Origin of the sequence: Modestobacter sp. VKM Ac-2985, from assembly GCF_026967925.1 — a bacterium.
In the GTDB taxonomy this organism is placed as follows: Bacteria; Actinomycetota; Actinomycetes; order Mycobacteriales; family Geodermatophilaceae; genus Modestobacter.
In genome coordinates this window covers 187,118-201,541 of sequence record NZ_JAPVBI010000003.1, presented here as the reverse complement: position 1 = coordinate 201,541, position 14,424 = coordinate 187,118, and the positions used below count along the sequence as shown (strand labels likewise).

General features: G+C 73.4%; 11 protein-coding genes. 6 read left to right on the top strand and 5 right to left on the bottom strand.

Annotation, left to right across the window (positions count from 1 at the left end):
* Positions 1-62: 62 nt before the first annotated feature.
* Both O2V61_RS16985 and O2V61_RS16980 read left to right on the top strand, forming a co-directional pair.
* Positions 63-2,555, top strand: coding sequence for an HAD-IC family P-type ATPase (locus O2V61_RS16985; protein ID WP_269184447.1), 2,493 nt, complete (start codon positions 63-65; stop codon positions 2,553-2,555).
* The gene (locus tag O2V61_RS16980) at positions 2,555-3,484 is read left to right on the top strand and encodes an alpha/beta fold hydrolase (protein WP_269184446.1); all 930 of its coding nucleotides are present in this window, start codon (positions 2,555-2,557) and stop codon (positions 3,482-3,484) included. The genes O2V61_RS16985 and O2V61_RS16980 overlap by 1 nt, the downstream gene beginning before the upstream one ends.
* 68 nt (positions 3,485-3,552) lie before the next feature.
* On the opposite strand, the gene O2V61_RS16975 is transcribed toward O2V61_RS16980, so the two are convergent.
* Both O2V61_RS16975 and O2V61_RS16970 read right to left on the bottom strand, forming a co-directional pair.
* On the bottom strand, positions 3,553-3,930 hold the full coding sequence (locus O2V61_RS16975; RefSeq protein ID WP_269184445.1) for a DUF5335 family protein: 378 nt from the start codon (positions 3,928-3,930) through the stop codon (positions 3,553-3,555).
* A gap of 48 nt (positions 3,931-3,978) precedes the next feature.
* Positions 3,979-4,248, bottom strand: a complete 270-nt coding sequence (locus O2V61_RS16970; protein WP_269184444.1) for a DUF1876 domain-containing protein — start codon at positions 4,246-4,248, stop codon at positions 3,979-3,981.
* A 962-nt stretch (positions 4,249-5,210) separates the two neighbouring features.
* Between O2V61_RS16970 and O2V61_RS16965 the strand changes: the two genes are divergently transcribed.
* Positions 5,211-5,858: a class I SAM-dependent methyltransferase gene (locus tag O2V61_RS16965; protein ID WP_269184443.1), complete on the top strand. Its 648-nt coding sequence runs from the start codon at positions 5,211-5,213 to the stop codon at positions 5,856-5,858.
* Positions 5,859-6,126: 268 nt separating this feature from the next.
* A complete protein-coding gene (locus O2V61_RS16960; RefSeq protein WP_269184442.1) occupies positions 6,127-7,608 on the top strand; it encodes an APC family permease in 1,482 nt (493 codons plus the stop codon).
* Positions 7,609-7,664: 56 nt separating this feature from the next.
* Here O2V61_RS16960 and O2V61_RS16955 read toward each other — a convergent pair whose 3' ends face one another.
* Complete coding sequence (locus O2V61_RS16955; RefSeq protein WP_269184441.1) at positions 7,665-9,563, bottom strand: amidohydrolase; 1,899 nt, start codon at positions 9,561-9,563, stop codon at positions 7,665-7,667.
* A gap of 209 nt (positions 9,564-9,772) precedes the next feature.
* Here O2V61_RS16955 and O2V61_RS16950 point away from each other — a divergent pair, with 209 nt between their 5' ends.
* On the top strand, positions 9,773-10,726 hold the full coding sequence (locus tag O2V61_RS16950; RefSeq protein ID WP_269184440.1) for a helix-turn-helix transcriptional regulator: 954 nt from the start codon (positions 9,773-9,775) through the stop codon (positions 10,724-10,726).
* Between the two features lie 19 nt (positions 10,727-10,745).
* Here the strand turns inward: O2V61_RS16950 and O2V61_RS16945 are convergent, their stop codons facing one another.
* Both O2V61_RS16945 and O2V61_RS16940 read right to left on the bottom strand, forming a co-directional pair.
* Positions 10,746-11,723, bottom strand: coding sequence for a helix-turn-helix domain-containing protein (locus O2V61_RS16945; RefSeq protein WP_269184439.1), 978 nt, complete (start codon positions 11,721-11,723; stop codon positions 10,746-10,748).
* Between the two features lie 234 nt (positions 11,724-11,957).
* Complete coding sequence (locus O2V61_RS16940; protein ID WP_269184438.1) at positions 11,958-12,713, bottom strand: TPM domain-containing protein; 756 nt, start codon at positions 12,711-12,713, stop codon at positions 11,958-11,960.
* A gap of 395 nt (positions 12,714-13,108) precedes the next feature.
* Between O2V61_RS16940 and O2V61_RS16935 the strand changes: the two genes are divergently transcribed.
* Positions 13,109-14,416 (top strand): acyltransferase family protein, encoded by a 1,308-nt coding sequence (locus tag O2V61_RS16935; protein ID WP_269184437.1) that lies wholly within the window; start codon positions 13,109-13,111, stop codon positions 14,414-14,416.
* The last annotated feature ends 8 nt before the right edge of the window (positions 14,417-14,424 follow it).

Here is a 14,424-nt window from a genome sequence, read left to right as displayed (position 1 = left end):
ACATGATTCCGTGGGACGTCCGACCCTGGTTGGGGCGGCAGGCCGCTGGGAGCTTGAGGCACGTGAAGGTGGTGCGGTCGACGAGCGGGGGTGCGGTCGCCACCTCGGAGCGCAGCGGGCCGGACGACCCGGCCGGACGACCGCGGACGCCACGGACCGGCCTGTGCGCCGACGACGTCGCAGCCCGGGTGGCGGCCGGGCAGACGAACGCCACGACCGTGCGGACGAGCCGCACGATCGGCGAGATCGTCCGGGCGAACGTGTTCACGTTCTTCAACGGTCTGCTCGTCGCGTTGTTCGTTCTCGTCGCCCTGACCGGGCGCTGGCAGAACGCGCTGTTCGGCGGGGTCGTGATCGCCAACTCGGCGATCGGCATCGTCCAGGAGTTGCGGGCGAAGCGGACGCTGGACCGGCTGGCCGTGCTCAACGCCCCGCGGGCGCGGGTGGTGCGCGAGTCCACCGAGCGCGATCTCGCGGTGGCCGAGGTGGTGCTCGACGACCTGCTCTGCCTGGTCGCCGGTGACCAGGTGCCGGCCGACGGCGTCGTGCGCGACTGCACGGGGCTGACCGTCGACGAGTCGCTGCTCACCGGAGAGTCCGAGCCGGTGGTCAAGGGGAGCGGTGACCCGGTGTTGTCCGGGTCGATCGTCGTCGCCGGACGCGGACTCGTGCAGACCACAGCGGTGGGGGACGACTCCTACGCCGCTCGGCTCGCGACCGAGGCGCGCCGCTTCACCACCACGCACTCGGAGCTCATCGCCGCGACCAACCGGCTGCTTCGCTGGATCTCGCTCATGCTGCTCGTGATCGGGCCGGCCGTGCTATGGAGTCAGTTCCGCACGCCGGACAACGAGAGCTGGCAGGACGCCGTCACCGGCACGGTCGCCGCGCTGGTCGGGATGATCCCCGAGGGCCTGGTGCTGCTCACCACGCTGGCCTTCATGGTCGCCACCGTGTCCCTGGCCCGCCGCTCGACCCTGGTGCAGGAGCTGCCCGCCGTCGAGGGGCTGGCCCGCGTGGACGTCGTCTGCCTGGACAAGACTGGCACGCTCACCCACGGTGACGTGCGTTTCGATGAGCTGGTCCTGCTGACCCCGGCTGCCTATGCGGCACCCGCGGCGGTGGCGATGCTGGCCGCCGCGGACCCGGCCAACGCGACTGCCGCTGCACTCGCGGCCGCCTTTCCGTCGTCGGGGCCCGGACCGCTGGACGTCGTGCCGTTCTCCTCGGCGCGGAAGTGGTCCGCCGTGCGAACCGAGGACGCGGTGACATGGGCGCTGGGGGCGCCGGAGATGGTGCTGCCCAGCCCGGCCTCGGTCGCCCAGTCAGTGGCGAGGACCCGGGCCGACGACCTGGCGGCCCTGGGGCGCCGGGTGCTGCTGCTCGCCCGGTCGACCGCGCCCTGGACGGGAGCAGCCGATGACGTCCGGCTGCCGGCGGACCTGGTGCCGGTTGCGCTGGTGGTGCTGGCCGAGCACCTGCGGGAGGACGCCGCCAAGGTCCTCAGGTACTTCACCGACCAGGGCGTGGCGCTCAAGGTCATCTCCGGGGACAACCCACGGACCGTGGGGGCCGTGGCGGCCGCGGTCGGTGTCCCCGGTGTGACCGGCGCGACCGATGCCGTTGACGCCCGCACCCTCCCCGAGGACGCCGACGCGCTGGCCCAGGTGGTGGAGGACTGCAGCGTCTTCGGCCGGGTGACCCCGCACCAGAAGCGGGCGATGGTGGCGGCTCTGCAGCGGCGCGGGCACGTCGTCGCGATGACCGGGGACGGCGTCAATGACGCGCTGGCCCTCAAGGACGCCGACATCGGCGTGGCGATGGGCAACGGATCGCCGGCCACCCGGGCCGTGGCGCAGTTGGTGCTCCTGGACGGCCGGTTCGCGCACCTGCCGGAGGCGGTGGCCGAGGGGCGGCGGGTGATCGCCAACATCGAGCGGGCCGCGAACCTGTTCCTGGTCAAGAACGTGTACTCGCTGGTGCTGGCGCTGATCACCGTCGTGACCCTGGGCGCCTACCCGCTCGCCCCGATCCAGCTGACCCTGATCTCGACCCTCACCATCGGGGTACCCGGCTTCTTCCTGGCGCTGGCCCCGAACCGGCGGCGCTACCTGCCCGGGTTCCTTCGCCGGGTGCTGACCTTCTCCCTGCCCACCGGTGCCCTCATCGGGTGTGCTGCCTACGCGGGCCACGCGGTCACCCGCTGGCTGCAGCCTGACGCCGACACGGCCGCCGCACGGACGACGGCGACGATCGTGGTCCTGCTGATGGCGCTGTGGACGCTGGGCATCCTGGCGCGCCCACTCACCACCGTGAAGGCCGGCCTGCTCCTCACGATGACCGGCCTCGCGTTCCTGTGCATCGCCGTCCCGGTGATCGCGCAGTCGATCGTCCTGCTGGAGGTGACGGTGCCGTCGGTGGGCGTCGGCGTGGGGATCGGGGCGAGTGGTGCGCTGCTGGTCGAGGTCGTCCACCGCCTCCTGCCCGCGTCCACCGTGACCTGGCGGTCCGGACCCGCACCTCGCGACACCGCATCCGAGAGAGGACCGCACTGATGAGCAGCTCCGAGAACCACCAGGTGGCCACGGCCGACGGCCGGGTGCTCGAGGTCCTGACCGCCGGGCCGGACGACGGGTTCCCCCTGGTGTTCCACCACGGGACGCCGCAGGCGGCCGTCCCGTACGGGATCCTGGAGCGGCCGGCAGCCGCACGCGGTCTCCGGACCATCGCCTGTTCCCGTCCGGGCTACGGACGCTCGACACCTCGGGGCGACGCGGGGACCACCGCGACCGTCGCCGACGACGCCCTGGACACGGCGGCGGTCCTGGACCACTTCGGCTACGACGCGTTCATCACGCTGGGCTGGTCCGGCGGGGGACCGCGGGCACTGGCGTGCGCAGCGGTGCTCCCCGACCGGTGTCGCGCGGCGACCTGCGGGGTGGGCATCGCACCTCCGGACGCCGCGGGGCTCGACCTGCTCGCGGGGATGGCCCCGGAGAACGTCGCCGAGTACACCGCCGTCCGTCAGGGCAGTGCGGCCCTCACGGCCTTCCTGGAGGAGCACGGCACACCGGTGTTCTCGGTGACCGCCGACCTGATCGTCCTGGGCCTCGGCGACCTGCTGCCGGAGGTGGACAAGGCGGCGCTGACCGGAGAGCTCGCCGAGTACCTCGCCGCCTCGGCGCGGCGCGCCGGGCTCCAGGGCATCGTCGGCTGGCGCGACGACGACCTCACCCACAGCCGGCCGTGGGGCTTCGACCTCGGCCGGATCACCGTGCCGGTGTCCGTCTGGCAGGGCACGGAGGACCGCATGGTGCCCTTCGCGCACGCCGTCTGGCTGGCCGAGCACGTGGCCGGGGCCCGTGCTCACCTGCTGGAGGGCGAAGGTCACGTGTCCCTGGTCGTGCAGATGGACCGGGTCCTCTCCCTGGTCGTGCAGATGGACCGGGTCCTCGACGACCTCCTCGACCTCGCGGGCCGGTAGGCCGGTCGACGGGTGAGCCGACGGCCGGGTGGTCCTGTCGCGCCCGTCCGGCCCCAGCACCACGGGGGTCAGCTGCCTCGACCGCCCTGGCCCTCCGGGCTGCGCAGCAGGCTCACCAGCGTCGTCGCCCCGGCCGCATCGGTGATCTTCAGCGCAGCACCCCGGGGGATGAGGTCGAAGAGGACCTCCTGCGGGGAGTGGACGAGGTGACGCAGCACCACCGGGTGGTGCGGCGGTCGCCCCCCGACCGAGATGACCAGCACGTCGTCCTGGTGGTCGTAGGTGATGCCGTGGAAGGGCAGGTGGACCACCACCGGGTTGTCCCCGCCCTCGGCATCCACCACCTCGATGGTCACGTCGTGGCCCGCGTGGCCCGCGTGGTCCGCGCTGAGCCGGTTGGTCAGTTCCGCCCATCCGCTGCGCTCCACGCCTGAGGTCATGGTCATGCCCTTCCTCCAGTCAGGTCGTCCGGGACGGACCGACTCGTCCGTCGCTCACATCACCAGGTGCGCCGACTGCCCCGTGACCTGCTCGAGGTCGTCGGTGGCCACCTGCAGCACCCGGTGGCCCAGGTCGCTGAGAGCACGGGCGACGGCGATCTGGTCGCCGATCTCCGGGACGTCGGGGTCCGCGGGGTCCAGGCGGGCGAAGCCCACGCCGACCAGGTCCTCGGTGTCCCGGGTCCGCAGGTGGGCCACGGCACGGGTGCGTCCGTCGTGCTCACCGACGTCGATCCGGAGGGTCCAGGTCTTGGTCGCGTCCACGTCGGTCTCCTCGCTCAGGGTGTGCCTCCCCGACACTGCGGTCGCCGCGCGCTCTCCGCCGCGGTCGGAGGGTCGCGTGTCCTGGGACCAACGACCCTCCCTTTCGCCCTGGGCCGCTACGTGACGGATCGATCGATCCAGGTCCCGTCGCACGCCTGATGACGCTCCCTCCCGAGTCGACCGACACCGTGCCGGCCTGGGCGGTCTCCTTCGGCGTGACCGACGTCGACGAGGTGTGCGACCGTGCCCGTCGGCTGGGCGCCACCGGGCTGCAGACGCCGATGATCCGGGGTCCCGGCGGTGACCGGATCGCCGTGGTCACCGACCCGGCCGGTGCGGTCGTCGGGCTCGTCGAGTCCGACGCCGGTGCCTCGATGGCGTGGGGCGGTACCGGTGCGGTTGCCGCCGATGACGCTCCAGGACATGAGCTTCGCCGTGCTGACCGACCCCTTGGGCGCGGTGTTCGCCGTCCTCCAGACGTCCGGCTGACCGACGTCCCCGCCCCAGCCGGACATCGCGACCCCGCTTCCGGTGATGCGGCGAGGATGCGGATGCGGCGGTGCAGCGGCGTTGAGGCGACCTCCCTCCGAGGCGGGTCACCACGCTGTTTCCCACCCGTGCCGGTCCACCGGCATCCGCGCTGCGCCCTCATGGATCAGGCGGCGGGACCACAGCGCCGCCGTGTCCTCGGCACCGAACCGTCCACCTCAGCGTCCGCGCGAGGAGGGTCGGAGGGACCCGGCCAGCGCGGACCATCGTCCCGAGGCCCTCTGCGGCGGCCTGCCGGCTCGCTGCGGTCGGCAGGGTGCCGGGAGCGGGGGACCGGAGAGGATGAGCGGACCGCAGCCGCACGCTAACCGTCAGCCGACGGCGTGCTGTTCGTGCGGCTGTCGGCGGACCCCCGGGGCGCCGCGGTCACGACCGGCGCACCCAACCGCCGGGCGGCCGGTGATCCTGGGGGCGTGCCGTCCGTTCCCGCTGCCGTCCACCACCCCGTCTTCGCGCGTGTCTTCGGCCGGCTCGCCGCGGTGGGGGAGCGGTCCGGCCTGGCCGAGGTCCGGAGGAGGGTGCTCGCCGACGCGGCCGGCCGGGTGCTGGAAGTGGGAGCGGGATCCGGCACCAACTTCACCCACTACCCACCCGCGGTCACCGAGGTGGTCGCCGTCGAGCCGGAGCCCCACCTGCGCGGACTGGCAGAGCAGGCCGCCCGACGAGCACCGGTGCCGGTCCGTGTGGTGGACGGCATGGCGGAGGCGCTGCCTGCCGGCGACGGCGAGTTCGACACCGCCGTCGTCACGCTGGTCCTCTGCAGCGTGGCCGACCAGTCGCGCGCGCTGTCGGAGCTGCACCGGGTGCTGCGCCCCGGCGGGCGGCTGGTCTTCTGGGAGCACGTCCGGGCCGAGCGGCCGCCGTTCACGGCGGTGCAGGACGCCCTCGACCGCACCGTGTGGCCGCTGCTCGCCGGCGGGTGCCACGTCGGACGCGACACCGCCGCGGAGATCACCGCGGCCGGCTTCACCGTGGAGCGCATGGAGCGCTCCCGCATGCCCGACACCCGGGTGCCCCTGCCCATGGCGCCGCACGTCATCGGCACGGCCCGGCGGGAGTAGCCGGGAGACCGGTCGCCCGTCCCCGTCGGTCAGGTCGTCTCCGGGGAGCCTCGAGCAGCGCGGCGCCGCCGCCCGCGCCCTCGCGCGGCCGGGATCGGGCGCGGCCGGCCAAGAGCTGTGCGCGCATCTCCAGGTCCGTCCCCGCGCGGACCAGCACGCTCGACCGATGTCCCCGCTCGGGTGCTGGGGAGCACGTCCCCGCACCGCGGCGCTCACTCCACACCATCCCCGGACCTCGAGGTCGAGGTCCGGGGAGAAGGGAAGCGGAATGGCCACGTCCACCTCCGGCTCCACCTCACGGCTCGCTCCCGACCAGCTCGGCGTGCCCGGGGTCGTGTTCCTCGTGCTCGCCGCGGTCGCGCCCCTCACCGGGGCGATCGTGGTCATGGCGCTGGCGATCGCGCTCGGCAACGGGAGCGGCCTCGTCTTCGCCGTGGTCGCCGTCGCGGCGATCCTGCTGCTCTTCGCCGTCGGGTACGCACAGATGTCCCGCGAGCTGGTCAACGCCGGCGGCTTCTACGCCTTCGTCGTCAAGGGCATCGGCAGGCCCGGTGGTCTGGTCGCGGGCTTCATCGCCACCATGGGCTACAACTTCTTCGTCGCCGGCGCCGTGGGCACCACCGGGTTCTTCACCTCGATCATCGTCGCCGACCTGGTCGGCGTGGAGCTCAACTGGTTCCTGGCCGGCGCCGTCCTGATGGTCCTCTCCTTCCTCCTGGCCCGGGGCGGCATCGACATCAGCGCCAAGGTGCTCGGCGTCGCGCTCGTGCTGGAGACCCTCACCCTGCTGGCCTTCTGCGTCTCGGTGCTGGTGCAGACCGGGTTGAGCATGGAGGTGTTCACCGTCGACGTGATGTTCGGCGGGTCCGTCGGCATCGCCCTGCTCCTGGCCGCGACGGCGTTCCTGGGCTTCGAGGCGACCTCGTTGTTCAGCGAGGAGTCACGCGATCCGGAGCGGACCGTGCCGCGGGCGACGTACACCGCGATCGTCCTCATCGGCCTCATCCACGCCCTGACGGTCTGGGCCATCGTGAGCGCCGCCGGGGTGAGCGACGCGCAACAGGTCGCGCTGGACCGGCTCGAGACCGGCGACCTCCTCTTCGTGCTCTTCGAGGAGCACCTCGGTGCCACGATGCTCGTGGTGGCACAGGTCCTGCTGATCGTGAGCCTGTTCGCCGCCCTGCTGGCCTTCCACAACATGGCCGCTCGGTACCTCTACTCCCTGGGCAGGGTGGGCATCCTCCCGGGTGGGCTGGCCAGGACACGGGCCAACGGCGTGCCGCAGACCGCGCTGGTGACCGACCTGGTGTTCGCCCTGCTGGTGGCCGGCTTCTTCGCGGTCCTGGGGCTCGACCCGATCACGAGCCTGGTGCCCGTCATGATCGGTTTCGGCACGCTGTGCGTCCTCGTGCTGCAGCTGCTGGCCGCCTTCTCCATCGTCGTGCACTTCCGCCGTCGCCGGGACGGGCGCTGGTGGACGACGTTCGTGGCTCCCGGGCTGGGGATGCTGGGACTGCTGGCGATGTGCGTCCTGGCGCTCGGCAACTTCCCGCTGCTGGCCGGCTCCGACGCGCTCTACGTGCGGCTCCTGCCCTGGCTGCTGGTCCTCGCAGTGGTCGGTGGCCTGCTCTACGCGCCGGTCCTGCGCAGCCGTCGCCCGGAGGTCTACCAGCTGCTGGAGACCGATCTCGAGCGGTTGGACCCGTCCGTGCCGCCGGCGGAGGGCGTGGCCGCCCGGGAGCAGCGGTAGGGGCAGGCGGCGCCGTGCCGAGCGCGGCGCCGCCGGCCCCTACGAGAGGCTGGAAATCACGCGCGGTCGCTGTGCTGCCCCGACATCAGCTGCTCGTGGGCGCGGCAGCAGCACCCGGCGCCCGTCGTGCTGCACGCCACCGAGGACTGGTGCCGGTAGGCGGCGACCTTCGCGGCGGCGGCCTGCGCGGCCGGCGCCGTCGACGTGGTGGCGTCGTACACCACCTGGCCGCCGAGGACCGTGCCGATGACCTGGTGCCCGGTGATCTCCTCGGCGGTCCTCGCCTGGAGGAGGTCGCCGTCCAGGACCGTCACGTCGCCGGCGAAGCCGGGCCGCAGCTGCCCCTTCCAGCGCTCGGCGTGGTCCTGCCAGGCCGGGGTGCAGGTGTAGGAGCGCAACGCCTCCTCGATCGTGATGGCCTGGTCGATGCCGCCCACCTTGCCGTCGAAGCCGAGACGGGTGACCGCGCCGGCGACACCGATGAGCCAGTCGGGGGTCACCACGGCAGCGTCGGATGCACTCGACGCCTTCACGCCGGCGTCGAGAGCCGACCGGAAGGGCCACTGGTAGTCGACGCGCTCAGGGCCGATCGTGGAGTCGAAGAAGCGGCTGTAGACCTGCTTGATCGTCGGGTTGAAGCTGACCCCGATGTCGTTCGCGGCCATCAGCTCCAGCGTCTCCAGCGGCGTGAGGTCGCCGTGGATGACGTAGTGGCGCAGCGCGTTGGTCCTCGTGGCCAGGTACCCCGCGACGACCGCGTCGATGGCCGCGTCCCCGGTGGCGTGGGTGCCGACCTGGAAGCCGTTCGCCGCGGCGACCGCGATGATGGCCCGCAGGGACTCCAGGCGCTCGGCGTCGTCCTCCCCGGCGCTGAGCAGGTGGCCGTTGCGCCCGTCGAGGAACGGTTCGTACAGCCACGAGGTCGCGGCGTCGGTGGGCACGCCGTCGGCTATCACCTTGACCTCGCGGACGCGCAGCATGCGCGGGTCGACGTCGCGCGTCGACGTGAGGCCGCTCAGCGTCTCCTGGAGCGCGGCGGCCGTCTGGCCCGCCCGGAGCATGAGGTTGAAGCGCAGCTTCAGCGAGCCGTCCTCGATCTTGCCGCGGTAGAGCTCGACCTGGTCGAGGCTGACGCCCGGGTCCGTGAGGCTGGTGATGCCCAGCGAGTGCAGGACCGAGGCGGCGAAGTCCATCGCCTCGGAGATCTCGGCCGGCGTGTACGGGGGGACGGCGGCGGCCACGAGACCGCTGGCGGACTCGCGGAAGATGCCGGTGGGCTCGCCGGCGGCGTCCTTCTCGATGGTGCCGCCGGAGGGCGTGGGGGTGTCCCGGGTGATGCCCGCCAGCTGCATGGCCTTGGAGTTGGCGGCCAGCGCGTGGTGGGAGATGTCGGACATGGAGACCGGGTGGTCGCCGGACACGGCATCGAGGACGTCGCGGGTCGGGAGCCGGTCCAGCCGGGTGCCGTCCCAGCCGCTGGCCCGGATCCACGAGTCCGGCGTCGGGGCCTCGGCGACGGCCTGGGCGATGACCGCCGCGATCTCCGCGACCGTGGGCTTGGCGACGTCGTAGCTGTAGATCTTCGGGCCCGCGAAACCGAAGTTGCTGGCCTCGAAGCCGAACCCGTTGAAGTGCAGGTGGCCGTCGTTGATGCCCGGCAGGACGGTGCCCCCGCCGGCGTCGACCACGTTCGTGCCGCGGCGCACGAGCCTGCCGATCTCCCGGTTGCTGCCGACCGCGACGACGAGCCCGTCCTTCATCGCCACCGCCTCGGCGCAGTCGCGCCGGCGGTGCATGGTCAGCACCTTCCCGTTCAGGACCACGGTGTCGGCTCCCCGGCGGGACCGGGGACCGGCGTGTGCCGCGGTGGGGCTCGCGACGGCGAAGCCCGTTGCCGCGGCGACGCTGGCGGCGACCTTCAGCGCGTTGCGGCGGGTGATCTGGTGTTCGTCCATGGATCGCTCTCATCCGTCGAGTTGGCCGATGTGCCTCGTGCGCCCACTGCGATCCCGATCGAACGGCTAGGTTCGCGCTGCGAGGTGTCCACGTTCATACGGGGGAGGAGCGTCCCCGGGGTCAGACCGTGCCGCCCCGGACGAGGGCAGTGCCGCCGGGGTCAAGACCGCTGGAGGTCATCGACAGCATGGGCCGAGGACGACGACCGGTGCGGGTGCTCGAGGGCTACCTCGACACCGGCCGCGGAGACCACCGAGGGCGCGACGCCGTCGTCGTGCAGTGCGACACCGACGTCCGGGTCGCGCGGCAGTGGCGGATGCGGGACGTCGACTGCTGTCTGCTCGAGGGCAGCGTCGTCGACGTGGCGCCGTACCGGCCCGAACCCGTCGAGGCGGTCGTCGTCGAGCACCCCGGGTTCGTCTTCGGCTACGTCGTCGCCGGCGCGATGCGGGTCACCCAGGACCGTCGGGCGGTGGAGCTGGTCAGCGGGCAGGTCGCCCTGTACGACGGGGTGACCCCGTTCGCCCTGCACTCCGAGACGCCGCACCGCTACCTGGTGGCGCACGTCCGCGACCAGGCGCTGCGCATCCGCCGGGACGACCGCGACGCGCTCGTGGCCCGCGACCTGTCGGCCTTCGCCGGCGCTGCGGCACTGGGCGCCCTGCTCGCGACGATGGTCGATGCGGACCGGCCGCCACCGCCGGCGGCCGGACAGCACCTGGGTGACGCCGTGCTCGCGTGTCTGTCCGCGATCGTCGCCGAGTCCCGGGGCGCGGCGGTCGGGGAGCGGTCCACGATGCTGTTCGGTGAGCTCACGGACTGGCTGGACCTCCGGCTGGCCGACCACCTGCTGACGACCGAGGCCCTGGCAGCCGCCCACTTCCTGTCGACGCGCTACATCCGGAAGCTCTTCGCCGACCACGGGACGACGGTCACCGGGTACGTCCGGACGAAGCGGCTCGAACGGATCCGCGAGGAGCTGCTGCACCCGCGGAACGTCGACGTCCCGGTGTCCGCCATCGCGGCCCGGTGGGGCATCCGGGACCCGAGCGTGTTCTCGCGGGCGTTCGCCCGGTCGTTCGGGCAGGCTCCGCAGACGTTCCGCAGGACGGCGCTGCAGCACGGCCAGGCACCCCTGCCGACGGGGGACGCGCGGCCCTGACCCCGGACCGGCGCCCGGTTCAGCGAGCGGACGTCGTGCTCAGGTCACCGACGGCACAGGCGGCCCGCTCGCGGTGCTCCCGAGGGCTCAGGCCGTAGCGGGTCCGGAACGCCTTGCTGAGGTGGGACGCGTCGACGATCCCCCAGCGGCGGGCGATCGCGGCGACCGGCTCGCCCCGCCGGGCGGGGTCCCCGAGGTCACGGCGCACCAGGGCCAGCCGCCGGGCGCGCACGTGGCCGGCGACGGTGAGCGCGTGCCGGCTGAAGACCTTGTGCAGCTGCCGGGTGGAGATGTGGTGTGCGGCGGCGATCGTGCCGGGGGAGAGGTCCGGGTCGCCGAGCCGGTCGTCGATCCACCGCAGGAGGGCCTCGAACAGCTCGTCGCGGTGGCCGCCGGCTCCCGCGGCCGCCCGGACGTGCCCCGCCAGCAGTCCGGTCACCGCGTCCGCGGTCACCAGACGCTGCTGGGCCGACAGCCCGGCGAACTGGTCGGGGAGCTGGGCCAGCAGCCCGGCCAGCACCCGGGCCGAGGGGGCGGCGGACAGTTCGTCGGCGGCGGCGGCCGTGCGCAGCACCTCCTGGCTGACGCCCAGCACCGCGGGGGTCACCTCGAGGACGAGGTAGCGGTAGGGGCCGCGGACCCGCAGCCGGAACGGCCGGCTGCGGGAGTAGAGCACCACCCGGTCCGGGCCCAGCAGCACCGTCCGGTCCACGCCGTCCGGCCCGCACTGCTGCAGCGTCCCCGCGCCCTCCAGCAGCACGCCCAGGCAGTGGCCGGGGAGGCGGCGGGTGGCGGGGACCGGGGTCACCACCACGTCGGCGCGGTCCCGGAACTCGCAGGCCGGGATCTGGCCCAGGAGCCAGGAGCGTGCGCTCAGCCCCGCCCACCGCGCCGGGCCGTGCAGGAGGACCGCGTCCGGCGCCACCGACCCGGTTGCCTCGCCCAGGTAGCCCTGGACGACGGTGCCGCGCGGTCCCCTCAGCTGCTCCACGGACACCCCGTCTCCCGGCGTCTCCCGGACCTCGGCGGATGTCCGGGTGCTGACGCCGTCCGGGCCGGTTCGGTGGCCGGCTCCCCGGCCTGCCCGTTCACCTGCACACATGGCAGCACACCGGCCCGCGGGGGACCTTGTCCGTGGCGGTCCTGCGGTTGACCTTGATGGCCCACTTGCCCTGCGCCTGCGCCTGCGCCTGCACCGCCACGCCAGGCGCAGCGCCAGGCGTGCGCGCGGCTAGCGCGTCGAACTGCTCGAGTCGTTGCGACGGGAGAGGAGGTGACCGCTCACGAGCACGACCGCGAAGATGCCCAGCACGACCAGCGTGGTCGTCCCCGACCACGGCAGGGTGCTCCCCGGCGCCTCGTCGCTCATCGCCATGGTGGTGTCCGTCGCCGTGTCGGAGTCGGCCTCAGCGTCGGAGTCGGTCGCGGTCCCGGAATCGGTCGCGGTCCCGGAGTCAGTCGCGGTCCCGGAACCGGCCGCCGTCTCGGAACCGGCCGCCGGCGTCTCCGGGCCCGCCACCGTCTCGGGGAGGGACCGGAGCTGCTCGGCCAGCGTGACGACCGCGGCGGTCCAGTCCCGCGCCGCCAGGTCCGGGACCACCGCACTGGTCAGCACGGCGTCGACGTCGGCCACGGGCAGCGGGGACCCCTCGGCCACCCACCACCCGTAGTCGTACGCGCCCCCTCCGACGGCCACCGCGAGGAGGAGGTCCGAGTCACCGAGCCCGGACAGCTCGGCGGTCCGTCGAGCCCACTCACCGGCCGGCACGGCGTCGAAGTCGGAGACGAGGACGGTGTGCAGCCTGATGTCGCGTTCGGCCGCCAGCCGGTCCACCGCCTGCTGGACGACCTGTCGACCGGCAGCGCCGATCACGACGCTGTCGTCGGTGAGCTGCCCCGACACCTGCCTCGGCGGTCCGGCCGCCGCCGGCCCGGCCGCGAGGAGGACGAGCACCAGTGCACCGAGGACCGTCCATGTCCTGCGCATCCCACCATCTCCCAGGTCCATCGCGGCCGAGCTCCGGTCGGAGCGGCACGGTGTGCGCGTGCGGGCCGACCTCGGATCGGTCGACCGTGCGGGGTTCGGCGTGGCCGCCGCTTCCGGATGGGTCGTCGCCCGCACTGGACGGCCCCGGCGCATGCTCGCTACGTCGAGATGGTGCGCGGTGACAGAACGTGAATCGGCGAGATCCGACATCCGGCGGGTGACCGCGCTGCGAACGCCCTTCGTGCGGGACGACGACTCGGTCAGGGCACCGGGTCGGGGAGGCCCAGCCACGTACGGAGAGTGAGCGGATGTCATCGTCACGTGACAGCGGGACCAGCCCGATGAGCGTCGATCGGGAGACCGCGCCGTCCCAGCCGCGGGGACCGGGAGCGACGGTGACCGCAGCGCCGGTGGGGATGGTGCCCCTCGGCGCCGTCCCGGGGCTCCCGCACGCCTGCGACCCGGTTCCGGCGGGCGATGTCTCCGGGACGCCGTCGAGCACCGCGGAGCCGCTGCGGTCGACGCCCCGGCTGGTCGGCATCGACGCTGCCCGTGGCCTCGCCCTGGTCGGGATGATCGCGGTGCACCAGTTCGACGCGACCGACGCGGACGGGACGGCGTCCCTCGCCTGGACCCTGTCGGCCGGCAAGGCGGCGGCGCTGTTCGCCCTGCTGGCCGGGGTGGGCATCGCCTTCACCAGCGGTGGCCGTCGGCGTCGGCCGACCGGACGGACGTGGCGGGCCCAGGCGGCGGCGCTGCTGGTCCGCGCCCTGCTCATCGGCGCGGTGGGGCTGGCCCTCGGCCACCTGGTCCCGACGGACGACGCCGCGGTGATCCTCCCGTACTACGCCGTCCTGTTCGTGCTGGCCATCCCGCTGCTGTCCCTGTCCAACCGTGCCCTGGTGGCGCTGGCGACGGTGATCGTGCTCGCCGTGCCCGTCCTCAGCCATCTGCTCCGAGCCGGCACGGAACCGGTGATCGTCCCCAACATGACCGTCACCGACCTGCTCGACCACCCACTGCAGGTGCTGGTCGAGCTCACCGTCACCGGCCAGTACCCGGCGTTGGCGTGGCTGGCCTACCTGTGTGTCGGGCTCGCCGTCGGCCGCGTCGCGCTCTCCAGCCGGGCGGTCGTGGGGGCGGTGATCCTGGTCGGTGGCGCACTGGTCGCCGCCTCGGTCGCCGTGTCCTGGCTGCTGCTCGATGCCTTCGGCGGTCGCGCGCGGCTCGAGCAGGTGGCCCTGCAGTCGAGGACGCCGCAGGAGTACGCCGACGTCACGACGTCCGGGTGGAACGGGACGACCCCGACGGACACCGGCTGGTGGCTGGCCACGAGAGCGCCGCACTCCGGCACGTCCCTGGACCTCGCGTCCACGATCGGCGTCGCGCTGGTGGTGCTCGGGGCGTGCATCCTGCTCGGGCGGATGACGACCACGCTGCTGCGACCCCTGGCCGCAGCAGGGAGCATGACGCTGACCCTCTACTGCATGCACCTGGTGATGCTCAGCGCGCCCGCCGTCCCCGGTGGGCCGACCGGCTTCCTGGTGCAGGTCGCGGTCGTGGTGGCCTTCGCGCTCCTCTGGAGCCGCGCCCATGCCCGGGGCCCGTTCGAGGAGCTCGTCGCCGAGGCTGCCGGCGCCGTCCGCAGGAAGGTCCTGGCCGCGCCGACGACGAGACGCCGTGGCGCCCACCGCAAGGGCTGAGCACGGGG